This window comes from Zunongwangia sp. HRR-M8, assembly GCF_027594405.1.
Taxonomy (GTDB): Bacteria; Bacteroidota; Bacteroidia; order Flavobacteriales; family Flavobacteriaceae; genus Zunongwangia.
The window spans coordinates 1,507,501-1,532,051 of the sequence record NZ_CP115161.1; the positions used below are offsets into that span (position 1 = coordinate 1,507,501).

Genomic DNA, 24,551 nt, shown 5'->3' on the forward strand with positions numbered 1-24,551 from the left:
GTTCGTGATTTTCATTTTCAGATTTTAGGTTACGATAAAGCACCATCTGCAGTAGAAAAGGCTAGAGAGAATGTTAAAAATGCTAATCTGTCTGAATTCGTTAATATAGAACGAACAGATTTTTTTGAAACTGAAAAGCAAACAAACGGTCACCTGCATATGGTTTTTAATCCGCCTTATGGGGAACGTTTAGAGGTTAATATTACTGAATTTTATAAAAGAATAGGAGATACCTTAAAGCAAAGTTATCCCGGTACAGAAGCCTGGTTTATAACGTCGGATAATGAAGCTATGAAGAGCGTAGGTTTAAGACCTTCTCGAAAAGTAAAGATGTTTAACGGAGGCCTGGAATCCCGATTTCTAAAATATGAAATTTACGAGGGCAGTAAAAAGCATAAGAAGCAAGGCTAGTTTTTAGCTTTTCGAAAAATAGGAATTAAATAGGATATGGAATAGCCATATCCTATTCCAAATTTACTATCATCGTATGTTCTGCCAAAGCCAGGTATGGTAAGATTATCAAAACCATTTGGTTTACTTTCATTTACTCGGCTTTTTAATTGAACGTTAGCCGATAAAAATAAATTATTTAAAACTTCAACCTTAAATCCTGCCATCAATTCTATCCATCCAGCTGTAAGGCCCGTAGTTTCTTCTTGATCTCTTCTAATATCATCTTCAAAATAATTATTTCTAGTGTAGATTCTATATTGCTCTATTTCTTGACTAAAAGTAGAAAATCCATATCGCAAACCTGCAAAGACAATATTTTCCATCCCAGCCCAATTTTCGTAAGCATTATAGTTTACACCTAATTTGATAAAACTACCTGAAGCTGAAACTTCAATTTCGTCTTCATTAAATGGTAAAGTTTCGTTACCAATTTCAGCAGCTGCATAATAATTTTTGTAGACTCTCATGTCTCCTTCAATAAGGAAACCAGTATAATCATCTTCAAAAAAAGTTCTTGCTAATTTGCTAATATCAATACCTACGCGTAGTCCGTATTTTTCTCTGTACGTCGTATCTGTGGGTGTTTCTGGATTTATGCTTTCTGAATCTAAATCTTCTTGAGCAAATACATTTAAATTTAAAAAAAGCAAGCAGCATAGGTTAAGAATCCCAAAGGCTAAGCATTTTTTGCTCGTATGTTTTTTTACTGTTTTATTCAAAATATAAATTTAAATGAGCAGTGTTGGCATCAGGATCGTTTTCGGGATTATTAAAATTATCCGTTAGGATATCTTCGACCAAAAGAGTCATTCGGCTAATCCACCGCCCGTCGTCTCCTCCTTCGGTAAGATAATTTACATTCAGAAAATTTACTTTAAACGAACATGCGCGATTAATATATTCTTCTTCACGGCTATAATTAAATGTAATAACATCTGTGTTTGTATCGTTATTTTCATTTAGCTCTGTATCTGGATCTCCGTTTTCGTCGAAAATCAAACCATTTTGTACAAACTCATATTTGGTACTATCGCGATCTGTTCTTAAAGGAATTGTAATACTTTGAAGATTTTCTCTGTAATATAAGGTATCTATTTTTTCTCTACCTACTTCGCGAATGGTTAGATTAACTGAAGGCCGGGGTTCTAACGAACTAGCATCAAAAAAGTTAATCACTAACATTGGTGTTATATCTGTACTCTCAGGACAAATATCGTCTCGCTGGCATCCCGCAAATAATAGGAATACCATAAGCCCAATGATTAAGTAAGAATAGTTATATTTTAATTGCATTATTTTCTTTCTAAACATACCACATTTTCTACATGAAAAGTTTGTGGGAACATGTCTACTGGACGAATTTTAGTAACCTTATAATACCCGTCTAGTAACGCTAAATCTCTTGCTTGTGTCGCCGAATTACAGCTTACATATACTATTTTCTCTGGCAAAATACCGATAATTTGTGCAACAACATCTTTATGCATCCCGTCCCGTGGTGGATCTGTAATAATAACGTCTGGATGACCATGTTTATTGATAAAGTTTGAAGTAAAAACTTTTCTCATATCACCTGCAAAAAACTCAGTATTCGCGATGCCATTTCTTTCGGCATTCTCTTTGGCATCTTGTATAGCTTCTGGGACAGCTTCTACACCAATAACTTTTTTAGCTTTTTTTGCCACAAATTGAGCTATTGTACCGGTACCGGTATATAGATCGTAAACTAATTCATCGCCTTTTAAATTGGCGAATTCTCGAGTAATTTTATAAAGTTCGTAAGCTTGGGCTGAATTGGTTTGATAAAAAGACTTTGCATTAATTTTAAATTTAAGGCCTTCCATTTCCTCAAAGATATGATCTCTTCCTTTATAGCAAATCACTTCTTGATCATAAATCGTGTCGTTACCTTTATTATTTATCACATATTGAAGCGATGTGATTTCAGGAAATTCTTCAGCGACGGCATTAAGTAATAATTCTCTACTTTCTTTTTCTTCTTCAAAAAACTGTATAAGAACCATAATTTCACCATTGCTGGAAGTTCTAATCATCAGCGTTCGTAACAATCCACTTTGCGCTCTGGTATTAAAAAATGGGATATCATTTTGTGTCGCAAAAATTTTCACAAAATTCCGAATTGCGTTGCTGGGATCTTCCTGCAAGTGACATTTTTTGATGTCCAGGATTTTGTCCCACATTCCAGGAATATGGAAACCCAATGCATTCTTATCATCAAATTCTTTTCCACTTTGAATTTCATCCAATGTTAACCAACGGCTATCACTAAAAGAGAATTCCATTTTATTACGATAAAAGTAGATTTCTTTACTTCCTAAAATTGGTGTAATTTCTGGCAATTCTATTTTACCTAAACGTTGCAGATTATTGGTAACCTCTTGTTGTTTATATTCTAGCTGATATTTGTAATCCATAAATTGCCATTTGCAACCACCGCAGGTTCCAAAATGTTGACATACAGGTTCTACCCGTTTCTCTGAAAGTGAATGGAAATTAACAGCAGTACCTTCAAAATAAGACTTTCTTTTTTTGGTAGTTTGTATATCTGCAACATCACCTGGCACTGCATTGTTTACAAAAATCACTCTGCCATCTGGCGATTTTGCGATACTTTTACCTTTAGCGCCGGCGTCTACAACTTCAACAGCTTCAAAAAGCTTATTTTTATTCCTTCTTCCCATAGCGCAAAAATAGAATAATTGCAGGATTTAAAGAGGATGTCTTTAAAAAAATCAGTAAACATTTAGTAAATTGCCGAGACATTAAATGGGTGATTTCTCTCCTAATCTGTAAAACAGAATAAGAAGGAATTGTAAATATTAATGAATAAAAATTTGAACAAAGAATGTCATTATCTAAAATTAATTCTTCTGAACAGGCAATAAAATTAGAAGAACAGCATGGGGCTCACAATTATCATCCGCTACCGGCTGTTTTAAGTAAAGGAGAGGGTGTGCATGTTTGGGACGTAGAAGGAAAAAAATATTATGATTTTCTTTCAGCATACTCTGCTGTAAACCAGGGGCACTGCCATCCAAAGATTCTGGAAGCATTAAACCAGCAAGCAGCAACGTTAACGCTAACTTCGAGAGCTTTTCATAACGATGTTTTAGGGCCTTTTGAAAAATATGCTACCGAATATTTTGGTTTTGATAAACTATTACCAATGAATACCGGAGCTGAAGCCGTAGAAACTGCTATTAAACTGGCGAGAAAATGGGCTTATGAAACCAAAGGCGTGAAGGAAACCGAAGCTGAAATAATTGTTTGCGAAAACAATTTTCATGGAAGAACGACAACCATTATTTCTTTTTCGAATGATGAAGGTGCAAGAAAGAACTTTGGCCCATATACTCCTGGATTTCAGAAAATACCTTATGACGATGTTGATGCTTTAGAGCAGGCATTAAAGGAAAATAATAACATTGCGGGATTTTTAGTGGAGCCCATACAGGGTGAAGCGGGAGTTTATGTTCCTTCCGATGGATACTTAAAGAGAGCTAAAGCGCTTTGTGAAAAACATAATGTATTATTTATTGCCGATGAAGTACAAACAGGAATTGCGAGAACCGGGCAATTACTTGCGGTAGATCACGAAGATGTAAAACCAGATGTGCTTATACTAGGTAAAGCAATTTCTGGAGGTGTTTATCCTGTATCAGCAGTCTTGGCAAATAATAATGTAATGGATGTTATCAAACCGGGTCAACATGGTTCTACTTTTGGTGGAAATCCTTTGGCTTGTGCTGTGGCCCATGCTGCGCTTGAAGTTATTAAAGATGAAAAACTAGCCGAAAATGCAGAAAAGCTTGGAGGCCTTTTCCGTAGACTTTTAGATGATTATATAAGGACTTCTAATATTGTTGAACTTGTTAGAGGTAAAGGACTTTTAAACGCCATTGTAATTAACGATTCACCAGATAGTACAACAGCCTGGGATATTTGCATGGCACTTAAAGAGAACGGTTTGTTAGCTAAACCCACTCATGGCAATATTATTCGTTTTGCACCGCCTTTAGTGATGAACGAAGAACAATTAAAAGATTGCGTAAATATTATTATTCAAACTTTAAAGCAGTTTGAAAAGTAGTAATTGAAGAATTTTTAAAAAATTAAAATCCCCGGAACTTCCGGGGATTTTTTGATTTATATTCTTTTATTAAAAATGCAATAAATTTTCTTTTATGGAAATCTTAAAAGCCATTTCCATATATCTCTCTTTGCATTTCCCACATCGCATCTAGGCCACCTGCTGTAAAGAAAAAGATTAATCCACTAACAAATGAAAGAACACTTAGTATCAAACCGATAATTCCTAAAATTCGGCCTGTTTTTACATTTTCGTATCCCATGTAAAGTTCTGGATTCGCATAATAAAGTTCTTTCGCCTTATTTGCTAGTACAATGGCTAAAATTCCGAAAATTATCCCGAACAATCCATAACAGCAGCAACCGATGATGGATAAAATTCCAAAAACTAAAATAAGTGTTGAGTTAGGTAGTTTCTCTTTCATAAATATGTTTAATTGGTTAGATTATAAAATTGCAACATTTTAATAATATAAGAAATGATCATTATAGAAGCATTAAAAAAAATAAAGGCAATTTTAATTTTAAAATCGCCTTTAAATTTATAAAATATATTGATAATTAAAAAAACAGCAAAAATAAGGAGGCTGTATATAGCTGGATACATTATAAAGGCTTCTTTAAAATGTCCTTGAAATAATAGCACCGCAGCTCTTTGTCCTCCGCAACCATAACACTCAACCCCCAAAAGAGTTTTGTTAAGGCATGGTAGCATATATTCTTCGTATCCCGTATTAATTTTTTACAGTAATTTTTTTAGTAACACTACGATTATCAGAAGTGTTTAGTTGAACTATATAAATAGCATCTCTAAAATTAGCAGTAGTAAAGCTAAATTCTTTATCGCTGGTAGAAAGATTTTTACTAATTACAGCGCCGCCATTTAAGTTAAATATAGCAATGTGATTAACTTCAACATCCTTTGGTATTTTCACTTGCAAGACACCTTCATTGTTATTTTGAAAGATATCTATCGAAGCAACAAAAATTTCTTCTTCTTTTGTTTCTTGAACTTTTTCCTCTTCAGTGGGTTGATCATCCTGAAAAGCTAAAAAGAAACGATCTTTAGAATCACCAGTTACCTGAACTTTATAATGATCCTTTTTTATATCTGTAAATCTATCATTTTCTGAGTCGTACAGATAGATATTTTCGTTATCCAGAAAGTCCGTTTCTGCGATAAAGAAATCAACTTCCATTTCACTAGAAGTTAATACGTTAAGTGGTAGCATAGAAGAACGATCGAATGGTAACACATTTATCATGTACTCTCCTCCGTCTATATTCCAAGATGCATCGCTGGATAATTTACCAAACATTGGCGCATCCATAGCTTTATCGGCTCCTTTAGTGGCATCATCTCTAAAGGCTACTAAAAGCTGTCTGGTGTAAGTATCATTTAAGCTGATGTTTAATCGAACGCTATTAGACTTTTCCTCATCAATTATAACCGAAGAATTTTTGTTATTTCCGTTATTTCCATTAGAGCCTTTTGTTCTGGCCTTTAAATCAATTCCGCGCTCATCCACACGATAGCTATTTCTAAAGGTTACTCTACCGCCATTTTTGGTGCCTACTACAGTAAATCCTTGCCCTACAGGCGCGTAACGTCTTTCGTATTCTTTGCCTAAAGCACCTCCGCTATTCTCTATCTGTTCCCCGGTTTGATTCCTATATTTTTTAAAGGTAGCAGGAACATAATCGTTTGCACCGGGAGAGTATGCACCGTATCCACCTTCGTAATCCTTAACATAATGGGAATTACCATTTTCTTTACTATCCCAAAAATAAGCGATTCCTGTAATATCATTATCAGGATCACTAAGGAATGCCTTTAAATCAATAGGAGAGGGATAAGGATTACCTAGTAATACAGTATTATTTTCGTTTACCTGTACCTTGATGTCACCATTATTAGGTATTCCTCTAAAATCATAACGCTGATGACTGCCAGGATTATTCTGAACGCCATTTACGGTAACTGTATTTATACCTTTGGTGCCCTTCATGGTAAATCCCATACCTGGCTGAAGTTTATTAATTTGCTTACCAATTGGATCCCACGATTTATAGCCCACACCAGAGAGTTTATAGATCCATCTTGTAGAGATAGTTAGAGGGCTGGCACTACCATCAAGTCCATTAGTTAGCCTAACAGGATTGCTACGGGTACTGTTTACTGGCTCAAATAACACCTGGTCTAAAGTTTTTCCCTTTGTTTCTACCGGCATACCCCAATAATTATAATCAAAAGAATTGGCTGTTCCTTCTTGAAAAACAGATAAATAGCCATCACCTTGGTTTTTGGTATCTAATCCCTGTAATAACTGGGCATCTTCTCGTAAGTATATACTTGCTTCAGTCTCTTTAGAATTATTTTTCTTTAAATCAATAGCTCCATTTACAAATAGTAATTCATTTTTTACATATACGTAATTATCTTCTCCATTTTTAGATGGAGAAACACTCAAATCTGTCTGAGCCTGTATTAAAATAGGAAAGATTAGTGCTAAAATAATGTAATATTGCTTCATAAATGCTTTAAATTTGCTCCACAAAAATACTCTAAATTTCTCTTTAGGATGCAGATTTTTTTGAAATTTAGACGAATAGACCTAAAATGAAGATGAAAAATAATAAATCTCAAATACTTAATACTCTTTTAATTATAATTGGAGGTGTCGTGTTGATATACGGAATGTCGGTTAATGACAATTCTCCTTATGCAAAGATCTTTGGGATTATAATTTTAATGCTTGGTCTTTATCGTGCAACACAATATTGGTCTGTGACCAAGGATGATTATAAAAAAGATCAAAAAGAACAAGAATAATGATTTTGAAAAAGGGAGATGTAGTTCATGTTCTCGATGATGATATCGAAGGAGTAATTGTAGAACTTTCAGGTAGTGTCGCTACAATAGAAACGACAGACGGTTTTCCTATGAGTTTTGAATTGAAGGATTTAGTAAAGATCGAGCGGAATAATGATCCTTTGCTGGATGTAGAGCAAGAGGTTATTCGTAGAGCCTTAGAAGAGAAAGAGAACTTCAAAAAGAACAGGAAAAGAACTATTTCTAAGAAAAAGGAAAAACAAATTCCTGCAATGGAGGTAGATCTTCACATAGAGAAATTACTACCTTCAAAAAGAGGACTATCTAATCATGATATTCTTACAAAACAAATTGATACCGCACGTGGGCAGCTAGAATTTGCGATTAGAAAAAGAATTCAGCGTATTGTTTTTATTCACGGAGTGGGCGAGGGTGTTTTAAAAGCTGAATTAGAATATCTATTTGGTAGATATGATAATGTAAAGTTTTATGATGCCAATTATCAGCAATATGGTTTAGGCGCCACAGAAGTATATATTTTCCAAAACGCCTAATCCACAATTTTTAATCTTCAACAGTATCGGCTGGATTTTCTTCTTCGCTATCTTCTTCAGAATCTGTATTTCTTAGATAAGTTTTATTGAATGAAGAGTTGAAAGAACCCATATTATATTCAATATTAGTATTAATATCTGGAGAATTTCCGTTGCTATCTTTTAAGCTAAAACCAGAAATAATAACTTCAGTAATAATCTTTCTATTGATACGATTTTCGATATACGTCGGATTATTTCCAAATTCTGAGTAAAATTTATTTAAAAAGTTTGGATCACCTTCATTTCTATAATTTAATGGATTTAGAATCTGCCCTTCATCTAAATTTTCTAAATCGCTTTCGTCTACTTCGTTTCTGGTAGGTACACCATCACCATCATCATCTGCATCTAAGTAATTAGGCGTTCCGTCACTGTCGGTATCTAAAAAACCGTTATCTTCCCAACTTCCTTCTTCTGGATCAACTTCAAGCTTGGTAGGTACATTATCACCATCATCATCAATATCTAAATAATCGGGAATTCCATCGCCATCTGTATCCAGCATGTCAGAATCTGATAAATTTGGATCATAGCCTTCCATTCTATTTGGTATGCCGTCGCCATCGGTATCGGCATCATTATTATCATTAGAAAGATCGCTATAAGCAACGCGAATGGTCACCGTTCCCGCATCTCCGCTTACAAATTCCTGCAGCACTTTAGGCTGGCTGGGAGGAACATTAGAGCAAAAATAATCGTTAGAGATAGCACCATCATATATTCTATATATAAGTCTATTATTGCTGTTTAAATTAAAAACATATTCATCTTCACCAACTTCTGTAATCAAAAGATTACTTACACTATCGTTTATAGCGCCAGTAGCATCCAAAATAAGGGAAAGGCTTTCATAAACGCCGTCATTGTTGGTAGCATAAATTACTTTTTGCTCTAAACCGCAGACGCTAAGGGTAGCATCTTCAATAGCAAAATCGGTAACTACTATATCGCCATCGTCACAGGATAATATTAATAAACAAAGACTTAATAATCCTAATATCTTTTTCATAAAAAAGCTTTTGGGCAAAAATAGAAGTTTTATAGATTTTCAACGGAGCTTCTTTAAATTTATTTTAAATAGCCTTACCTTTGCGCACCATGGAAAAAGTATATTTAGACTCTGCCGCTACGACCCAAATGCGCCCCGAAGTTATTGAGAAAATAACCGAAGCGATGCAACAAAATTATGGAAACCCTTCATCTACCCATAGTTTTGGTCGGTCTGCTAAATCGTTAATCGAGAAAGCTCGTAAAACTATCGCAAAACAGTTAAACGTTACAGCTGCTGAAATTATTTTCACTTCAGGAGGAACTGAAGCTGATAATTTAGCACTTAACAGTGCTGTTCGAGATCTTGGTGTAAAAAGAATAATAACTTCGAAAATCGAGCATCATGCTGTTTTATACTGTGTGAATCAGTTGCAAGATTGTTTTGATGTTGAAGTTGAATATGTAAAACTAACTAATGAAGGTGAAATAGATCTTGAAGATTTAGAAAATCGCCTTAATTCTTCTGAAGTGAAAACCCTAGTTAGTTTAATGCATGTGAATAATGAAGTAGGAAACAAACTTGATATCAAGAAAGTTGCTGAAATGTGTAAAGCACATAAAGCCTTGTTTCATTCAGACACTGTACAATCTATTGGACACTACGAAATAGATTTACAGGAAGTTCCCGTAGATTTTACAGCAGTTAGTGCACATAAATTTCACGGTCCTAAAGGAATTGGCTTCGCTTATATTCGTAAAAATAGCGGTTTAAAACCATTAATCTTTGGAGGAGAGCAAGAACGTGGTTATCGCGCCGGTACCGAAGGTTTGCATAATATTGTTGGTTTAGAAGAAGCTTTTAAGTTGGCTTATAAAAATTTAGAAGAAGAAAAAGCGTACACCACAAGCTTAAAATCTCATTTTATTGACTCTCTTAAAAGTGAAATTCCCGGAGTTAAATTTAATGGGAAAAGTGGGGATTTAGATAAAAGTACGTATACATTAATTAACGCAAATCTTCCTGTAAGCGAAGAAAAGGCCTTAATGTTGTTATTTCAACTAGATTTAAAGGGTATCGCTTGTTCTAAAGGAAGTGCTTGCCAAAGTGGAAGCGACAAAGGTTCGCACGTTTTAAACGCATTTTTAAGTGAAGAAGATTTAAAAACACCTTCCATACGTTTTTCATTTTCAAAATTTAATACCAAAGAAGAAATTGATTACGTGGTGAAAACCTTGAAAGAATTTATAGAATCTTAGTTTATTTTTTTAATAAAATAAAAAGCCTCGCCATCTGCGAGGCTTTTTTAGTTAATTTAAAGATCAATTTTTTCTGAAAAACTTCGCTTCATAGATGTTAACATTACCTACATTATCAGTGACGATAAGTTTAAAATTATTCTCTGTTTCTGTAATCACACCGTCAGAAAAATCGTGAGTTAGCGTATTGTTTTTATATTCATATTCCATCAAAATAAACTTTCCGTTTACCGTGGCTCTATATCCTTGGATGCCAGATAAGTCGTCACTAATTTTTACCTTTAGCGTACTATTACTCGAAATCCACTGGCCATCACTAAAATTAACTGGCCTGATGGATGGTGGAGTAACATCTGCAACCAATGTATATTCGCCAAATGTTCTGGTGCCGGTTGTAAAGCGAGTCGGTTTTTTATAGGTTGTAGAATAGCTAGGCCTGCCGTAGCTGTTTATTCTTGCAATAAATAATTTTTCTTTTTCAGCTTCAGGTATATCGCTAACATCAAAACCTATAGTCATATTTTTGTGCAGCGGCACATCGTTATGATGTACTTTTACCGTATCGCCCATAAATTGGATATCTAGAAATGTGTCATAATACAATGCATTTTTAGGAATGTAAATATCAATACCGTTTTCTTGTATAGAAAAAGTTTCGTTGTAATTGGTAAAATAGTCGGTAGTTTTGTCATCTTTTGGGGTGATTTCTCCAGCAAAATTTCCTTTGATAGGAATTCTAATCGTTTTAGAATTCCCTTTAAAATCTTTAACTTCAACTACATAATTATAATCTAATCCATCTTCAATTTCTAATTTTCCTTCATTCACCACACCATTATAAATGCTAAGCGGATTATTACTTTCTTTGAATAGTTTCTGCACTCTTTTCCTGTGATTCGAGTAGTATTCATAATCAATTAAAAAATTAAGGTATCTACTTTCTCCAAATGAAATGCGCTGAAAGTCAAGATTAATAACGGGAGAACCATTAAGACTTGCTTCAATTTTATAAACTCCGTTTTTGTTTGGAGCAAGACTTTTTTGATCTACTGTAGAAATACCAAAACCAATTTCTCCACAAGCTTCTAGTGTATTTGTAGTGTAAGAACCATCATTTTGCGGGATTAATCTCAATTTTTGTCGATTTGCTGAATTATTCACATGTGCTCCTTCACCTATTGGATATGCAAAAAGACCATCTACAATGGGATCTCGATTATCTTCAATATCAATTCCGAACATTTCAGGATTCATTGGTCGTTGGCTACCATCACGAATTTCAAAATGAACATGTGGGCCACCACTTCCTCCCGTATTTCCGCTAAAAGCAATTAACTCTCCCTGTTCAACAGGCAATTCGGCAGGTTCAGGAAAAAGTTCAATTTCATAAGATTCTTTGCTATACTGTCGCTCCTTTAGATAAGCTTCTATCTTCGGGGAAAGTTTTTGCAAATGCCCATATACGGTAGTATAACCATTGGGATGTTGAATGTAAAGTGCCTTCCCATAACCATAATGCTGAATTTTAATTCTACTAACATATCCTTTTGCTGAAGATTTCACTTCTAATCCCTGTCTTCCCTGAGTTTTAATATCTAATCCTGCATGAAAGTGATTGGAACGAAGTTCACCAAAAGTTCCTGATAATATTAATGGGATATCGAGGGGTTTTTCAAAATAATCTTGGGGTACGTTATCAACCTGCGCATAGGTTGCCAAAGAAAATAAGCCAATAAAAAGAATAAAAAATTGCTTCATAAATCGTCTAAATACATTAAATTCTACTCGCGTAAAGGTAATCAAACTTCATGCAAAATTAAATCACTATAATTTAGAATGTTAGGAATTACAAGGCTTAAAAAAGAAAAATGAAATAAAAAATCATTGCAAATTTAAAACGGTATGTTAACTTTGTAAGGATTAGTATCGAGTTTGGCTTTTATGAGTGATATCACCGAAATAGTTGATAATCTTGAGAATAGGATTAGCAAATTGCTGCATAGGCACGAATTGCTAAAGCAGGAAATGCATTCTATCCAAGAGGAAATGACAGCGGTGCAATCTGAAAATACCTGGTTAAAAGGAGAGTTAGAACGTTCTAATAACCAGATTAAAGATCTAAAAGCAGCAAATGCGATGCTTGGCAGTAATGATTACAAGAAAGAAACTAAGCTCAAAATAAACAGTCTTATAAGGGAGATCGATCAATGTATCGTTCAGTTATCTGAATAAATGTAGATGGAAGACAAGCTTAAAATAAAAATTTCGATTGCAGATAGGGTGTATCCTTTAACTATAGATCCTCGTCAAGAAGAAGGATTAAGAAAGGCTGCGAAGAAAATCGAAGCAATGATTAAGCAATTTGAGAAAAGTTATGCCGTTAGGGATAAGCAGGATGTATTAGCAATGTGTGCATTACAATTTGCAGCCCAGACGGAACAAAAAGATATAGATAAAAGTGAAGAGATGCAAAAAGCAGAAGATAAGTTAAGATCGCTTAACGATTTGTTGCAACAGCATATGGCTTCCTAAACGTTCTTTAAATAAAATAAGGTTACTGCCTGTATTAGTTATATTTTGATAAACTCAACAGATAATTCTTTAAAGAGGGTGAGTCTAAGTTGTAAAAGCGCGCCGTTCCCGTAAGGGACTACGGATTCTTGATCAGCTTGTTAGCCCTAAACTTGATTTTAAGGAGTTTAATACAAAACAACTGCTAATACAGGCTTTTTTTATATATAAACATAACATATGGAAATAGTATTAGCGATAGTTGGAATTATAGTAGGCTTAGGTATAGGTTTTGCCATAGCCAAATCTTTAGAAAAGAAAAAGGCCTCTGCAACAATTAAAGAAGCTCAGGATAAAGCAGCAGGAATTTTAAAGGAAGCCAAGAGCGAAGCAGAAAGCATTAAGAAAGATAAAATTCTTCAGGCTAAAGAAAAGTTTATCGAATTAAAGTCTGAGCACGAAAAGGTAATTCTTGCCAGAGACAAAAAAATTGGGGATGCAGAGAAGCGAACCCGTGATAAAGAATCTCAGGTCTCTAGTGAACTTTCTAAAAACAAAAAATTAAATAAAGAATTAGATACCAAAAGTAAAGAGTTAGATAGTCGAATAGCAGATTATGACCATCGTAACGAATATCTTGAAAAGAAGCAGGAAGAAATTGATAAGCTTCACAATAGTAAAGTACAACAATTAGAAGTAATCTCTGGATTGTCTGCAGCTGAAGCTAAAGATCAATTAGTAGAAAGCTTAAAAGATGCTGCAAAGGCTGATGCTATGGCTTTAATACAAGATACTGTAGAAGAAGCTAAACTTACCGCACAGCAGGAAGCCAAAAAGATTATCATAAACACTATCCAAAGAATAGGAACTGAAGAAGCGGTAGAAAACTGCGTTTCGGTTTTTAATCTTGAAAGTGATGATGTAAAGGGTCGTATTATTGGTCGTGAAGGGCGAAATATTAGAGCGATAGAAGCTGCTACTGGTGTAGAAATTATTGTAGACGATACTCCTGAAGCTATTATCCTTTCTTGTTTTGATTCGGTTAGAAGAGAGGTTGCAAGGCTTTCTTTGCATAAATTAGTAACCGATGGTCGAATTCACCCGGCAAGAATTGAAGAGGTAGTTAAAAAGACGAGAAAACAAATTGAGGAAGAAATTATTGATATAGGTAAACGTACCGTTATCGATCTTGGTATCCATGGTTTGCAACCAGAATTAATTAAGATGGTAGGACGAATGAAATATCGTTCTTCTTATGGTCAAAATTTATTACAACACTCGCGTGAAGTTGCTAAACTTTGCGGTGTGATGGCTGCTGAATTGGGGATTAACCCAAAACTAGCAAAAAGAGCAGGATTATTGCACGATATTGGTAAAGTGCCAGAAACTGAAACTGAAATTCCTCACGCTATTTTAGGAATGCAGTGGGCAGAGAAACATGGAGAAAAGCCCGAGGTTTGTAACGCTATTGGAGCACACCACGATGAAATTGAGATGAATTCTTTACTTTCTCCTATCGTACAGGTTTGTGATGCTATTAGTGGTGCAAGACCAGGAGCTAGAAGACAGGTTTTAGATTCTTATATTCAGCGTTTGAAAGATCTTGAAGAAATTGCCTTTGGATTTGGTGGCGTTAAAAAAGCGTATGCAATACAAGCAGGTAGAGAGTTGCGAGTGATTGTAGAAAGTGAAAAAGTGAACGATGAGAAAGCAAGTAATCTATCTTTCGAAATTTCACAGAAAATTCAAACCGATATGACGTATCCGGGACAGGTTAAAGTTACCGTAATTCGTGAAACAAGAGCCGTAAATATTGCAAAATAAGGTTGTAAACCAAATTTATATGAAACAAAAAAATCCCCGATAATTCGGGGATTTTTTATTTATGATATTTTCCGAAGAAAATTAATCGTCGTAAATGTTGGAATATGAATTTCCTTCGGTCACAAAAAACTCTCCTGTTACATATCTAAAATGATCGTCTAATTGATCGATTTCTGCAAGATCTTCTTTATCCAATTGGTAACCAGAGCTAGCTAGATTTTCTTTAATTCTACTTTCATTTGTAGATTTAGGGATCACCGCAGTTCCTCTCTGCACAGCCCAATTAATTAAAATTTGTCCTGCTGAAGCTCCATGTTTCTTGGCGATTTTTACAATAGTAGGATTTTCTAATAAGCTTGGCTCATTTTCGCCTTTCATCGCCTCAGAACGATCACCACTTCCCAAAGGAGAATAAGCAGTTACATTGATCTTATGATTACTGCAAAATTCTAAAAGTTTATTTTGGTGTAAATAGGGATGTAATTCTACTTGTAAGGCTTCAGGTTTTTCATCGGTTTTACCAATAAGGTCTTCCAGTTTATTTGTACTGAAATTAGAAACTCCAATGTGTTTTACTAGCCCTTGTTTTTTAGCTTCGATCATAGCTTCCCAGGTTTCGATAATTGGCACTTCTTCCAAAGAATAATATTGTTCATCTTTTTCAGGGAAACCAATTCCTTTTTTAAAAGCTACCGGCCAGTGGATTAAATAGAGATCTAAGTAATCTAATTTTAAATCGCTTAAGGTTTGTTTTAAAGCGGGAATCACATCTTCTTTCTTATGAGAATCATTCCATAATTTAGAGGTGATCCAAACATCTTCTCTTTTAACTTTGCCTTGGTTAAATACTTTTTCAAAAGCTTCACCAACTTCGGCTTCATTCCCATAGGTTGCAGCGCAATCAATATGTCTATAGCCATTATTTAAAGCTATTTCTACAGCTTTGGCAACCTCTCCTTTACCAGACTTCCAGGTTCCTAAACCAATTGCTGGTTGTTCATCGCCGTTCTTATATTTTAACGTTCGTAATGGTTTCATAATAATTTCTTTTTTTCGAAATTAAGAAGAGAAATGACCAATATGAAGTGTATAGCGTGTTTTAGCAGAAATTTAATATCGTTTCTTAACCTTGGTTAATTTTCTTAGGATGGAATTTTTCGAGCACCTCACGCAAATAAGTTCGATCTACATGCATATAGATTTCTGTTGTTGTTATGCTTTCGTGACCTAACATTTGCTGAATAGCTCTTAAATCTGCACCGTTCTCTAAAAGGTGAGTGGCAAACGAATGTCTAAAAGTGTGCGGACTTATCTTTTTATTAATATTTGCTTTTGCAGCCAGTTGTTTTATTATGGTGAAAATCATTGCGCGGGTAAGTTGCCCACCGCGCCGGTTTAAAAAAAGTGTATCGGCCGCTTCATCTTTTATCTTTTGGTCTGGTCTTACTTCATCTTTGTAAATATTGATGTATTTAATGTTATAATCTGAGATAGGTACGAAGCGTTGTTTGTCCCCTTTACCGGTTATTTTTATAAAACCTTCATCAAAAAATAAATCTGAAATTTGTAGATTTGTAAGTTCAGAAACGCGTAAACCACAACCGTATAAGGTCTCGATAATTGCGCGGTTTCTTTCGCCTTCAGCCTTACTCAGATCAATAGCAGCAATCAACATATCTATTTCTTCAACAGAGATAGTAACTGGTAGTTTTCTACCAATTTTTGGCGCTTCTATAAGATCTGTAGGATTGTATTCTCTGTAATCTTCAAATATCAGATAATTAAAAAAACTTTTTAATCCAGAAATGAGTCGTGCACGAGATCTTGCATTTAGCTCTTTTGCTATCTCATATAAAAATAATTGTAAGGTTTCTTGATCGATTGTAAGCGGTGTGCTAGAAATACCTTTAACTTTTAAAAAGCTTATTAATTTTATAAGATCTAATTCGTAGCTATTAATTGAATTAGCTGAAAGTCCGCGTTCTAACTTTAGATAGGTAAGGTAATCCTTTAAAATATGCTCCCATTTCATGTGTTAAAGATACAATTTTGGCTCATTCAACCTTAATAATACTTTAGGCTTTGCTAAGTTTTCTTTAAGAATCCCATCATTACATTTGCGCCATAATCAAAAACAAAAATGTTATTATGAAAAAGTCAATTTTAGTAATTGCAGTATTATTATTTGGAGCGACAACAATGAGCGCTCAAGAAGCTTGGAATTTTGGTATTAAAGGTGGGGTAAACTTTGCTAACTTTACTGGAGACGATTTTAGTTCAGATAACTCTAGAACTAGTTTTAATGTAGGTGTATTAGCAGAAATTCCAATTGCAGATCGTTTTTCTATTCAGCCAGAGGTTTTATATTCTGGACAAGGATATGAAATTTATGAAAATGATCAGTCTAATTTCTTAGATGTTGATGATAACGTAGAATATCAATTAGATTATGTAAGTGTTCCTGTTTTAGCTAAAATTTATTTAGTAGATGGTTTAAGCATACAGGCAGGTCCTACTTTTAATTGGAAAGTTAATGAAGAAATTGATTACGAACCAACACAAGATGGTGGGGATATCGATAATCCTTACCCAGGAGCTGAGGACTTTGAATTTGGTGGAGCAGCAGGTCTTGAGTACAAATTCAATAACGGATTCTTTATCCAAGGTAGATATACTTATGGATTCTCTGAAACTTTTGAAGATCTAGATATCCACAACTCTGTAATCCAAGCAGGTGTTGGATTTATGTTCTAAAAGAATATAAAAACCTGACTAACTAACTAGATTATGAAACTAAGCGGAAGATTTTTCTTCCGCTTTTTTTTGCATTCTCAAAATAATCAAATATTTCCAAAAAAAAAATATCTATAAATTTTACGGTTAAGTGTAAAACCAAACGATTTTTATATTAAAATTGTTGAATTTATAACTTAACTAAAATGAAAAAAATTTGCGTTATTTTAATCCTTTGTTTCTCAGGATTAGCGGTTTCGGCACAGGATGTCAAATTCGGACTGCAAGGAGGATTTACCAGCCTTAACGGGAAATCTTCAAATTCTTTAGAGAATATTAGTTATTCAGGAACCTCTTCGGGTTTTTATCTAGGAGGTCTGCTGAATTTTCAGCTTTCCGAGGCTTTTCATCTTCAACCTTCGGTAAATTATGTAAATGCTGATGAAGAAAATTTACTAATGATTCCTGTGATCGTTCAATATTATATTGAAAATTCAGGATTCTATTTCTTAGGAGGGCCTCAGGCTACTTTAATGTTAAATCAATCTTCCATTAATGGAATAGATGTTTTTAAGGTTTTTGGTTTCGATTTAGCTATTGGAGCTGGTTATACTATAAATGAGAACTTTTTTATAGAAGCGAAATATAGCTTCGAGCTTACAAATAGATATAGTAGTGATATTCAAGATGCGGCAGGAAGTGTAGAGGTAGACTCTAAAATTAATGCATTTACGCTTGGTGTAGGTTACAAATTCTAAGACTTTATTTTGAGATACATATAGCGGAAAAAGATTTCCGCTTTTTTTATACCTTTACCTCACTAACTGCTTTTTTATGAAATTACTTATCATCAATGGGCCAAACCTAAATCTTTTAGGAATAAGAGAGCCTGATATTTACGGAAATCAAACTTTCAAGGAATATTTTGATGACTTACAAAAGAAGTTTGGTGATGTAGACCTTTCGTATTATCAAAGTAATATTGAAGGTGAGCTTATCGATATGTTACATGATGCCCGTAAGGAATTTGATGGTATCATATTAAACGCTGCTGCTTACACGCATACTTCAGTAGCTATAGCAGACGCCATAAAAGCGATCGAAACACCAGTTGTAGAAGTTCATATTTCTAATACTCACGCAAGAGAGGAATTTAGACATAAATCTTATTTATCTCCTGTGGTAAAAGGTGTGATTTTAGGTTTCGGTTTAAAAAGCTACGATCTCGCGATCCAAAGTTTTCTGTAAAATCAGTCGAGATTCGATAATTTCAGCAAAAATTTTGATCAGTTTGTTTTCTTCCTCATAAAAGAAAATATCCATTTTTTATTCAAAATGAAAAAAGCCTATTTAAATTGGAGTAGCGGTAAAGACGCTGCTTTTTCTTTATATAAACTTCAGCAACAAGACGATTTGGAGATCGTTAAACTCTTTACTGCTGTTAATACCGATGTAAACCGAATTTCGATGCATGGAGTACGCCTTGAACTGCTCGAAGCACAGGCTAAAAGTCTTGGATTGCCCTTGCAACTAGCCGAATTTTCTGGGAATGTTTCTATGGAAACTTATAGTAAAGTGATGGAAACCGAAACTAAAAAACTAAAAGCAGAGGGTGTCGATTTTGCCTGTTTTGGCGATATATTTTTAGAAGATTTGAAAGAATATCGAGATCAGCAATTATCCAAAATAGGTCTTAGCGGAGTGTATCCACTATGGAAAAAAGACACCAAAAAATTAGTAGAAGAATTCATCGAATTTGGCTTTAAAGCCGTTGTAGTTTGTACGAATGCTGAATATCTAGACGAATCTTTCTGCGGAAGAATAATTGATCATCAGTTTTTAAAAGACTTGCCTAAAAATGTAGATTCCTGCGGTGAAAATGGTGAATTTCACAGCTTTGTTTTCGACGGACCAATTTTTTCTGAAGCAATTAAATTCGAAATTGGTGAAAAAGTGCATCGAACTTACAAAAGAGTAGAAGACGGTGAGGATAATTGTTTTACAGATGAAGACACCAACTGGGATACCGGATTTTGGTATTGTGATTTATTCTAGAATATAGACCGCTTCGCTGGTAGATGTTAGAAGATAGACTTTTTTAAATGCTAAATGTGTTTAATTTTTAATGCTGAATGAAAAACATCCAAATTGGGCGTTTTTAGACTTTTTTTTAATGCTCAACATACTCACCCTTAGGGGCTAGGGGAATTCAGGTACGTCGTTTTTGAAGTGTTTTTTTTCAGCGGAAAACGTTAAATGGAAAACCGGTACTAACGTCTAAAGACTAACCACTTTTTCAACCGAATAAAAAAGCCCGGAAAATTGATATTTTCCGGGCTTTTATTTCAAGTATAAGATCTAATTTCTCAAATCTTACATCTCATATCTATTAGATATGGATTACTTCATCGTAAGCAGCAGCAACAGCTTCCATAACCGCTTCACTCATTGTTGGGTGGGGGTGAACTGTTTTTAAAACTTCGTGACCTGTAGTTTCTAGTTTTCTACCAAGAACCGCTTCAGCAATCATATCAGTAACGCCGGCACCAATCATATGGCAACCTAACCATTCACCGTATTTTGCATCAAAGATCACTTTTACAAAACCATCTGATTTTCCGGCAGCTTTCGCTTTACCAGAAGCAGAGAATGGGAATTTACCCACCTTAATTTCGTAACCAGCTTCTTTAGCTTGTTTTTCAGTAAAACCAACTGATGCAATTTCAGGAGTAGCGTAAGTACAACCAGGAATGTTTCCGTAGTCTAAAGGTTGTACATTCATTCCTTTAATTTTTTCAACACAAATAATTCCTTCCGCAGAAGCCACGTGAGCAAGCGCCGGTCCATGAACCACATCACCAATAGCGTAAATTCCGTCTTTATTTGTTTTATAGAAATCGTCTACAACGATTTTATCTTTATCGGTTTTGATGCCTAATTCTTCAAGACCAATATTTTCGATGTTTGTTTTAATTCCAACTGCAGAAAGTACAATATCAGCTTCTAAGGTTTCTTCACCTTTTTTGGTTTTTACCTTCGCTTTTACGCCTTCGCCAGAGGTATCGACACTCTCTACAGAAGAGTTTGTCATAACTTTGATACCAGCTTTTTTAACGCTACGCTCAAATTGCTTAGAGATTTCCTCGTCTTCTAAAGGTACAAGATTAGGTAAGTACTCTACAACAATTACTTCGGTACCCATTGAGTTATAAAAATGAGCAAACTCAACGCCAATCGCACCACTACCAACAACGATCATTTTCTTTGGTTGCTTATCCAAAGACATAGCTTCACGATATCCAATCACTTTTTTACCGTCTTGCTTTAGGTTTGGCAATTCACGAGAACGAGCTCCTGTTGCTACAATAATATGATCTGCAGAATACTCTGTCTTTTTATCTTTAGCATCGGTAACTTCTACTTTTTTACCGGCTTTAAGTTTACCGTAACCATCGATAACATCGATTTTGTTTTTCTTCATAAGGAACTGTACGCCCTTACTCATTCCACCAGCAACATCACGACTTCTTTTAATTACAGCACCAAAATCCTTATCCGGACTTTCTAGTGTTAAACCGTAGTCTCCGGCATGTTTAAGATAGTCAAAAACCTCTGCACTTTTAAGCAGCGCTTTTGTAGGGATACATCCCCAGTTTAGACAAACACCACCAAGGTTTTCTTTTTCCACAATAGCTGTTTTAAAGCCTAATTGTGAAGCACGGATTGCCGTTACATAACCACCCGGGCCACTACCTAAAACAATGATATCGTATTTACTCATATTTGGATTTTTTTTTAACAAAAAATAGTTCCTGCGAATTTAAGGAATATTAGTTTAACCGAAAAGTTTTGAAGTTATGGGATTGCTTGAAAGTTTAAAGATTTGCTGAAATAAAAAAAGCCTTTATCTATTTTGATATAGGCTTTTTTATTATTTGAACTTAATTTCTATTTATTAAAATTAGTCAAGTTTTTTAACCGCGTTTTCTCTTATATTAGAAGCTTTCATTACGGCTTTGTAATCTGAAATATCAATATTGTTATTTTTAGCTAAGACACCTGAGGGAACGATTACTATTCTGAAAGTTTGATCTACTGTAAAGTCTTCTCCCAGAGTTTCTAAAGCAATATTACCTTGAAGATAGATATTTACGTCATCTAGAGTGTGATTATAATTGTACTGCATTTGGCCACCACCTTCTAGATAAAAAGTTTGCGGTAACAAAGTCCAAACGTCCTTTCCATCATCTTCTTTTTCTAATAGATAAACTAGTACCGCATCAGATCCAAAAACATCAACATCTTTTGGAAAATTATAAAATATAGAATATTCTGGAGCGGTAAAAGTCACTGTTTTCTCTAGAGTAGTTCCTATCAATCCATCTTCACCAGGAGGACCCTGTGGGCCTTGTGGACCTGGTTCTCCATCATCAGAACAAGAGGCGAATAAAAATGTAGTAGCGAATAATAAGGTGAATATCTTTTTCATAGGTTTAAGTTTTAGGTTATTTATTAAAGTTTATACTTGCTGAATTGACACAGTAGCGTTGTCCGGTTTCTGTAGGGCCATCATCAAAAACATGGCCTAAATGACTTCCGCAGTTTGCACACAAAATTTCGGTTCTAATCATCCCGAAAGTTCGATCTTGCACATACTCGATTTTCCCTTCAATAGCTTCATCGAAACTTGGCCATCCACAACCACTTTCAAATTTGCTGTCACTTTCGAATAATTTCTCGTTACAAGCTGCGCATCGATACGCTCCATCTTCAAAATGTAAATTGTATTTACCGGTGTGCGGCGCTTCTGTTCCTTTTTTTCTTAATACTCGGTATTGTTCTTCAGAAAGCTGTTCTTTCCATTCAGCATCCGATTTTTTTATATTGTATTTTTTCATTGCTAATTTTATTTTTTGGTTGCTGCAAAGTCCATAGCGACACCATTTATACAGTGTCTCTTTCCGGTAGTTTCACTTGGCCCGTCATTAAATACGTGCCCTAAATGACCGCCGCATTTTGCGCAGTGAACTTCATCTCTTTGATAACCTAACTTAGAATCAGATCCAAAAGCAACCCCGCCTTCGATAGCGCGATCAAAACTTGGCCAGCCAGTACCGCTTTCGAACTTATATTTGTTTTCGTAAAGTTCGTTTCCGCAAGCAGCACAGGTAAACGTTCCGTTTCCTTTTACAGTTAATAAGTCACTAGAGAAAGGGCGTTCTGTAGCTTTTTTTCGAAGCACTTTAAATTCGGCATCTGTAAGTTCTTTTTTCCATTCACTTTCAGATTTAGAAATTTCAAATTGTTGCTTTTTTTGTGCTTTTTCTTCTTGAGCATTTCCCTTGCAACTGACAAGCGAAAAAGTCGCAAGCATTATAAATAGTAACTTTCTCATTGTTTTTATTTTGAAAGTTACAAAGATTATGCCGTGATGAACGTTGTGATTTTGTTAATAACAGTTGGATCTCCTAATATTCGGCGATGGCCTAAGCCTTCAGTTAAATAAAGTTCGCTGCTTTTTAGTTGTTTATGGATTTCTTCGGCACACTGATAATGTACATCAACATCATCTTTATCGTGAATCACCAGTGTTGGGGTAAAAACACTTTGTGCTGAAATTGCTCCGGAATAATTATCCATATCCTGACCAAATTTTTCGTCAAAATTGGACTTAAGCAGGTAGGCTACTTCTTTATTCATGTGTAGATTTTGAACAAATTCTTCAGTTAATTTAGTGATGCTATTCGCAGTACCTATAATGACGGCTTTATCTGCGGGGAAACCTTCTTTTAGTGCCTTTAAAGTTGACATCCCACCTAAAGAATGACCAACAATTGAATGAAATGGCCCGTATTTCTTTTTAAGGAAATGAATGGCTTCGATAAAATGTGGCATCATGCTCATTTTTCCGGGAGCTTTTCCATGCGCGGGAGCATCGAAGCTTAGCGTACTAAATCCCATTTTTAGCAAAGCATCTGCGATTTTAGAAAGTTGAGTTCCACGTCCGCTCCAACCATGAACTAATAAAACCTTTTTGTTGCTTTTTCCATATTCATAGACCACAATTTCTCTGTTACTATTAGGTAGAATAACTTTTGATTGAATGGAATTTGAATCCATTTCTTTTTCACGCTGAGGTAATTTGTATTTATGTGGAGTGAGAAATAATTTCCCTGCAAATTTACTTGCCAAATAAGGGGACAGCCAGTTTAAAATCTTTCCGGTATATAAAAGATAGGTGGGAAGTAATAATTGCTGTACTGGAGTTTTATCTTTATGTTTCTTCGCCATTATTTAATGAGGATATGATGTTTAATTATTTCTTGTTTTCCCATATTTTATTTGTTAAATCCTACTTAAACAAATCTTTAAACAGGTTTCGCTTTTGTAATTTTAACAAAATTAATCTATTAAACTATGAAAATTAAGAAGTGGGTATTAGTTCTTTTTGCTATTGCTCTTACAGTAGTCGCTTGTAAGGTAAATCCTTTCACAGGAGAAAAGAATATCAATTTTGTAAGTAATGATCAATTGTTCCCGTCATCATTTCAGCAGTACGACGCATTTTTAGATAGTAGTAATGTGGTAACGGGTACGGCAGATGCCAGAATGGTAAAAAGAATAGGAGATAAAATCAAAACCGCAGCAGAGCGTTATTTAAATGCGAATGGTTACCAAGGATTTTTAGATGATTTTAGATTCGAGTATAATCTTGTTCAGGATAATCAAGTAAATGCTTTTGCAATGCCAGGAGGGAAAACCGTGGTCTATACTGGAATTTTACCAATTACCCAGGATGAAACTGGTCTAGCAGTAGTTATGGGACACGAGGTGGCTCATGCGTTGGCAGATCATGGTGCACAACGAATGAGTAGAGCTCAAATACAGCAATTAGGCGCAGTTGCAGGAACCGTAGCATTAAGTGGAAAAAGTGAGCAAACTCAACAAATATTTGCCCAGGCCTACGGGATTGGATCTCAGGTTGGTGTAATGTTACCTTTTAGTAGAAGTCAGGAGGCTGAAGCAGATAGAATAGGTCTAACATTAATGGCAATTGCAGGCTATAATCCAGATGAAGCAGCCGATCTTTGGAGAAGAATGCAACAAAATAGTGGTGGAGCTTCAACACCAGAGTTTTTAAGTACCCACCCTTCAAACCAAACAAGGATAAGTAATTTAGAGGCATGGGCTCCAGAAGCTAAAGCTGAAGCTCAAAAATACGGTGTTACTTCATTTCAGTAACA

28 protein-coding genes and 1 other RNA gene (1 of these 29 running past the window's edge) are annotated in these 24,551 nt (G+C 34.9%); 14 read left to right on the forward strand and 15 right to left on the reverse strand.

Annotation, left to right across the window (positions count from 1 at the left end; genetic code table 11):
- Positions 1-411, forward strand: partial view of a THUMP domain-containing class I SAM-dependent RNA methyltransferase gene (locus PBT89_RS06325; RefSeq protein WP_270063899.1) — the end only. 747 nt of this gene lie to the left of the window's left edge; 411 of the gene's 1,158 nt are visible here — the last part of the coding sequence; the start codon falls outside the window, past its left edge; its stop codon occupies positions 409-411.
- On the opposite strand, the gene PBT89_RS06330 is transcribed toward PBT89_RS06325, so the two are convergent.
- The 3 genes from PBT89_RS06330 to rlmD form a co-directional block, all read right to left on the reverse strand.
- Positions 408-1,103, reverse strand: coding sequence for a DUF6048 family protein (locus PBT89_RS06330; protein WP_270063900.1), 696 nt, complete (start codon positions 1,101-1,103; stop codon positions 408-410). The genes PBT89_RS06325 and PBT89_RS06330 overlap by 4 nt on opposite strands.
- Before the next feature lie 61 nt (positions 1,104-1,164).
- On the reverse strand, positions 1,165-1,764 hold the full coding sequence (locus tag PBT89_RS06335) for a DUF6452 family protein (RefSeq protein ID WP_270063901.1): 600 nt from the start codon (positions 1,762-1,764) through the stop codon (positions 1,165-1,167).
- Complete coding sequence (rlmD, locus tag PBT89_RS06340; protein ID WP_270063902.1) at positions 1,746-3,155, reverse strand: 23S rRNA (uracil(1939)-C(5))-methyltransferase RlmD; 1,410 nt, start codon at positions 3,153-3,155, stop codon at positions 1,746-1,748. Before rlmD ends, PBT89_RS06335 begins: the two co-directional genes overlap by 19 nt.
- Before the next feature lie 164 nt (positions 3,156-3,319).
- Between rlmD and rocD the strand changes: the two genes are divergently transcribed.
- Entirely contained in the window at positions 3,320-4,564 is a 1,245-nt protein-coding gene (gene rocD / locus PBT89_RS06345; RefSeq protein WP_270063903.1) for an ornithine--oxo-acid transaminase, read from the forward strand.
- A 103-nt stretch (positions 4,565-4,667) separates the two neighbouring features.
- Here the strand turns inward: rocD and PBT89_RS06350 are convergent, their stop codons facing one another.
- The 3 genes from PBT89_RS06350 to PBT89_RS06360 are packed head-to-tail and all read right to left on the reverse strand — an operon-like array spanning position 4,668 to position 7,097.
- Positions 4,668-4,988: a CCC motif membrane protein gene (locus PBT89_RS06350; RefSeq protein ID WP_270063904.1), complete on the reverse strand. Its 321-nt coding sequence runs from the start codon at positions 4,986-4,988 to the stop codon at positions 4,668-4,670.
- 8 nt (positions 4,989-4,996) lie between these two features.
- A complete protein-coding gene (locus tag PBT89_RS06355; protein WP_270063905.1) occupies positions 4,997-5,278 on the reverse strand; it encodes a DUF2752 domain-containing protein in 282 nt (93 codons plus the stop codon).
- A 19-nt stretch (positions 5,279-5,297) separates the two neighbouring features.
- Positions 5,298-7,097 carry a T9SS type A sorting domain-containing protein gene (locus tag PBT89_RS06360; RefSeq protein WP_270063906.1) on the reverse strand — a complete coding sequence of 600 codons (1,800 nt, stop codon included), beginning with the start codon at positions 7,095-7,097 and terminating at the stop codon, positions 5,298-5,300.
- A gap of 92 nt (positions 7,098-7,189) precedes the next feature.
- On the opposite strand from PBT89_RS06360, the gene PBT89_RS06365 reads away from it, so the two are divergent.
- Complete coding sequence (locus PBT89_RS06365) at positions 7,190-7,396, forward strand: hypothetical protein (protein WP_270063907.1); 207 nt, start codon at positions 7,190-7,192, stop codon at positions 7,394-7,396.
- The gene (locus tag PBT89_RS06370) at positions 7,396-7,950 is read left to right on the forward strand and encodes a Smr/MutS family protein (protein ID WP_270063908.1); all 555 of its coding nucleotides are present in this window, start codon (positions 7,396-7,398) and stop codon (positions 7,948-7,950) included. Before PBT89_RS06365 ends, PBT89_RS06370 begins: the two co-directional genes overlap by 1 nt.
- Positions 7,951-7,960: 10 nt before the next feature.
- Here PBT89_RS06370 and PBT89_RS06375 read toward each other — a convergent pair whose 3' ends face one another.
- Positions 7,961-9,001, reverse strand: coding sequence for a hypothetical protein (locus PBT89_RS06375; RefSeq protein ID WP_270063909.1), 1,041 nt, complete (start codon positions 8,999-9,001; stop codon positions 7,961-7,963).
- Positions 9,002-9,090: 89 nt separating this feature from the next.
- Between PBT89_RS06375 and PBT89_RS06380 the strand changes: the two genes are divergently transcribed.
- Entirely contained in the window at positions 9,091-10,239 is a 1,149-nt protein-coding gene (locus tag PBT89_RS06380; RefSeq protein ID WP_270063910.1) for a cysteine desulfurase family protein, read from the forward strand.
- 63 nt (positions 10,240-10,302) lie between these two features.
- On the opposite strand, the gene PBT89_RS06385 is transcribed toward PBT89_RS06380, so the two are convergent.
- Positions 10,303-11,997: a M23 family metallopeptidase gene (locus PBT89_RS06385; RefSeq protein WP_270063911.1), complete on the reverse strand. Its 1,695-nt coding sequence runs from the start codon at positions 11,995-11,997 to the stop codon at positions 10,303-10,305.
- A gap of 183 nt (positions 11,998-12,180) precedes the next feature.
- Here PBT89_RS06385 and PBT89_RS06390 point away from each other — a divergent pair, with 183 nt between their 5' ends.
- The 4 genes from PBT89_RS06390 (at position 12,181) to rny (ending at position 14,574) form a co-directional block, all read left to right on the forward strand.
- A complete protein-coding gene (locus PBT89_RS06390) occupies positions 12,181-12,471 on the forward strand; it encodes a hypothetical protein (protein ID WP_270063912.1) in 291 nt (96 codons plus the stop codon).
- Positions 12,472-12,477: 6 nt separating this feature from the next.
- A complete protein-coding gene (locus PBT89_RS06395) occupies positions 12,478-12,771 on the forward strand; it encodes a cell division protein ZapA (RefSeq protein WP_270058553.1) in 294 nt (97 codons plus the stop codon).
- Positions 12,772-12,823: 52 nt separating this feature from the next.
- Positions 12,824-12,940: non-coding RNA, 6S RNA (gene ssrS, locus PBT89_RS06400), on the forward strand.
- A 50-nt stretch (positions 12,941-12,990) separates the two neighbouring features.
- A complete protein-coding gene (gene rny, locus PBT89_RS06405; RefSeq protein WP_270058552.1) occupies positions 12,991-14,574 on the forward strand; it encodes a ribonuclease Y in 1,584 nt (527 codons plus the stop codon).
- Positions 14,575-14,655: 81 nt separating this feature from the next.
- Here the strand turns inward: rny and PBT89_RS06410 are convergent, their stop codons facing one another.
- The gene (locus tag PBT89_RS06410) at positions 14,656-15,612 is read right to left on the reverse strand and encodes an aldo/keto reductase (RefSeq protein ID WP_270063913.1); all 957 of its coding nucleotides are present in this window, start codon (positions 15,610-15,612) and stop codon (positions 14,656-14,658) included.
- A gap of 85 nt (positions 15,613-15,697) precedes the next feature.
- Positions 15,698-16,606 carry a site-specific tyrosine recombinase XerD gene (gene xerD, locus PBT89_RS06415; RefSeq protein WP_270063914.1) on the reverse strand — a complete coding sequence of 303 codons (909 nt, stop codon included), beginning with the start codon at positions 16,604-16,606 and terminating at the stop codon, positions 15,698-15,700.
- Between the two features lie 116 nt (positions 16,607-16,722).
- On the opposite strand from xerD, the gene PBT89_RS06420 reads away from it, so the two are divergent.
- From PBT89_RS06420 to PBT89_RS06435, 4 genes are all read left to right on the forward strand, one after another.
- Complete coding sequence (locus tag PBT89_RS06420; protein WP_270058549.1) at positions 16,723-17,328, forward strand: porin family protein; 606 nt, start codon at positions 16,723-16,725, stop codon at positions 17,326-17,328.
- A gap of 185 nt (positions 17,329-17,513) precedes the next feature.
- The gene (locus PBT89_RS06425; RefSeq protein ID WP_270063915.1) at positions 17,514-18,065 is read left to right on the forward strand and encodes an outer membrane beta-barrel protein; all 552 of its coding nucleotides are present in this window, start codon (positions 17,514-17,516) and stop codon (positions 18,063-18,065) included.
- 76 nt (positions 18,066-18,141) lie between these two features.
- Positions 18,142-18,555: a type II 3-dehydroquinate dehydratase gene (aroQ, locus tag PBT89_RS06430; protein WP_270063916.1), complete on the forward strand. Its 414-nt coding sequence runs from the start codon at positions 18,142-18,144 to the stop codon at positions 18,553-18,555.
- Between the two features lie 87 nt (positions 18,556-18,642).
- Positions 18,643-19,362, forward strand: a complete 720-nt coding sequence (locus tag PBT89_RS06435) for a diphthine--ammonia ligase (RefSeq protein ID WP_270063917.1) — start codon at positions 18,643-18,645, stop codon at positions 19,360-19,362.
- A 334-nt stretch (positions 19,363-19,696) separates the two neighbouring features.
- On the opposite strand, the gene lpdA is transcribed toward PBT89_RS06435, so the two are convergent.
- The 5 genes from lpdA to PBT89_RS06460 form a co-directional block, all read right to left on the reverse strand.
- Positions 19,697-21,088, reverse strand: a complete 1,392-nt coding sequence (gene lpdA / locus PBT89_RS06440; RefSeq protein WP_270063918.1) for a dihydrolipoyl dehydrogenase — start codon at positions 21,086-21,088, stop codon at positions 19,697-19,699.
- 180 nt (positions 21,089-21,268) lie between these two features.
- Positions 21,269-21,796 (reverse strand): hypothetical protein, encoded by a 528-nt coding sequence (locus PBT89_RS06445; protein ID WP_270063919.1) that lies wholly within the window; start codon positions 21,794-21,796, stop codon positions 21,269-21,271.
- Positions 21,797-21,812: 16 nt separating this feature from the next.
- Entirely contained in the window at positions 21,813-22,205 is a 393-nt protein-coding gene (gene msrB, locus PBT89_RS06450) for a peptide-methionine (R)-S-oxide reductase MsrB (RefSeq protein WP_270063920.1), read from the reverse strand.
- An 8-nt stretch (positions 22,206-22,213) separates the two neighbouring features.
- The gene (gene msrB, locus PBT89_RS06455; protein WP_270063921.1) at positions 22,214-22,702 is read right to left on the reverse strand and encodes a peptide-methionine (R)-S-oxide reductase MsrB; all 489 of its coding nucleotides are present in this window, start codon (positions 22,700-22,702) and stop codon (positions 22,214-22,216) included.
- A 26-nt stretch (positions 22,703-22,728) separates the two neighbouring features.
- Entirely contained in the window at positions 22,729-23,598 is an 870-nt protein-coding gene (locus PBT89_RS06460) for an alpha/beta hydrolase (protein ID WP_270063922.1), read from the reverse strand.
- Between the two features lie 126 nt (positions 23,599-23,724).
- On the opposite strand from PBT89_RS06460, the gene PBT89_RS06465 reads away from it, so the two are divergent.
- Positions 23,725-24,549: a M48 family metallopeptidase gene (locus PBT89_RS06465; RefSeq protein WP_270063923.1), complete on the forward strand. Its 825-nt coding sequence runs from the start codon at positions 23,725-23,727 to the stop codon at positions 24,547-24,549.
- Positions 24,550-24,551: the final 2 nt, after the last annotated feature.

Bases quoted from the DNA above. Each gene is read 5' to 3' on its own strand.
- xerD (WP_270063914.1), bottom strand. From the start codon at position 16,606: ATGAAATGGGAGCATATTTTAAAGGATTACCTTACCTATCTAAAGTTA.
- PBT89_RS06365 (WP_270063907.1), top strand. From the start codon at position 7,190: ATGAAAAATAATAAATCTCAAATACTTAATACTCTTTTAATTATAATT.
- PBT89_RS06410 (WP_270063913.1), bottom strand. From the start codon at position 15,612: ATGAAACCATTACGAACGTTAAAATATAAGAACGGCGATGAACAACCA.
- PBT89_RS06385 (WP_270063911.1), bottom strand. From the start codon at position 11,997: ATGAAGCAATTTTTTATTCTTTTTATTGGCTTATTTTCTTTGGCAACC.
- msrB (WP_270063921.1), bottom strand. From the start codon at position 22,702: ATGAGAAAGTTACTATTTATAATGCTTGCGACTTTTTCGCTTGTCAGT.
- aroQ (WP_270063916.1), top strand. From the start codon at position 18,142: ATGAAATTACTTATCATCAATGGGCCAAACCTAAATCTTTTAGGAATA.
- rny (WP_270058552.1), top strand. From the start codon at position 12,991: ATGGAAATAGTATTAGCGATAGTTGGAATTATAGTAGGCTTAGGTATA.
- PBT89_RS06335 (WP_270063901.1), bottom strand. From the start codon at position 1,764: ATGTTTAGAAAGAAAATAATGCAATTAAAATATAACTATTCTTACTTA.
- PBT89_RS06425 (WP_270063915.1), top strand. From the start codon at position 17,514: ATGAAAAAAATTTGCGTTATTTTAATCCTTTGTTTCTCAGGATTAGCG.
- PBT89_RS06420 (WP_270058549.1), top strand. From the start codon at position 16,723: ATGAAAAAGTCAATTTTAGTAATTGCAGTATTATTATTTGGAGCGACA.
- rlmD (WP_270063902.1), bottom strand. From the start codon at position 3,155: ATGGGAAGAAGGAATAAAAATAAGCTTTTTGAAGCTGTTGAAGTTGTA.
- PBT89_RS06395 (WP_270058553.1), top strand. From the start codon at position 12,478: ATGGAAGACAAGCTTAAAATAAAAATTTCGATTGCAGATAGGGTGTAT.
- PBT89_RS06370 (WP_270063908.1), top strand. From the start codon at position 7,396: ATGATTTTGAAAAAGGGAGATGTAGTTCATGTTCTCGATGATGATATC.
- PBT89_RS06360 (WP_270063906.1), bottom strand. From the start codon at position 7,097: ATGAAGCAATATTACATTATTTTAGCACTAATCTTTCCTATTTTAATA.
- msrB (WP_270063920.1), bottom strand. From the start codon at position 22,205: ATGAAAAAATACAATATAAAAAAATCGGATGCTGAATGGAAAGAACAG.
- PBT89_RS06465 (WP_270063923.1), top strand. From the start codon at position 23,725: ATGAAAATTAAGAAGTGGGTATTAGTTCTTTTTGCTATTGCTCTTACA.
- lpdA (WP_270063918.1), bottom strand. From the start codon at position 21,088: ATGAGTAAATACGATATCATTGTTTTAGGTAGTGGCCCGGGTGGTTAT.
- rocD (WP_270063903.1), top strand. From the start codon at position 3,320: ATGTCATTATCTAAAATTAATTCTTCTGAACAGGCAATAAAATTAGAA.
- PBT89_RS06350 (WP_270063904.1), bottom strand. From the start codon at position 4,988: ATGAAAGAGAAACTACCTAACTCAACACTTATTTTAGTTTTTGGAATT.
- PBT89_RS06375 (WP_270063909.1), bottom strand. From the start codon at position 9,001: ATGAAAAAGATATTAGGATTATTAAGTCTTTGTTTATTAATATTATCC.
- PBT89_RS06390 (WP_270063912.1), top strand. From the start codon at position 12,181: ATGAGTGATATCACCGAAATAGTTGATAATCTTGAGAATAGGATTAGC.
- PBT89_RS06380 (WP_270063910.1), top strand. From the start codon at position 9,091: ATGGAAAAAGTATATTTAGACTCTGCCGCTACGACCCAAATGCGCCCC.
- PBT89_RS06435 (WP_270063917.1), top strand. From the start codon at position 18,643: ATGAAAAAAGCCTATTTAAATTGGAGTAGCGGTAAAGACGCTGCTTTT.
- PBT89_RS06445 (WP_270063919.1), bottom strand. From the start codon at position 21,796: ATGAAAAAGATATTCACCTTATTATTCGCTACTACATTTTTATTCGCC.
- PBT89_RS06460 (WP_270063922.1), bottom strand. From the start codon at position 23,598: ATGGCGAAGAAACATAAAGATAAAACTCCAGTACAGCAATTATTACTT.
- PBT89_RS06355 (WP_270063905.1), bottom strand. From the start codon at position 5,278: ATGCTACCATGCCTTAACAAAACTCTTTTGGGGGTTGAGTGTTATGGT.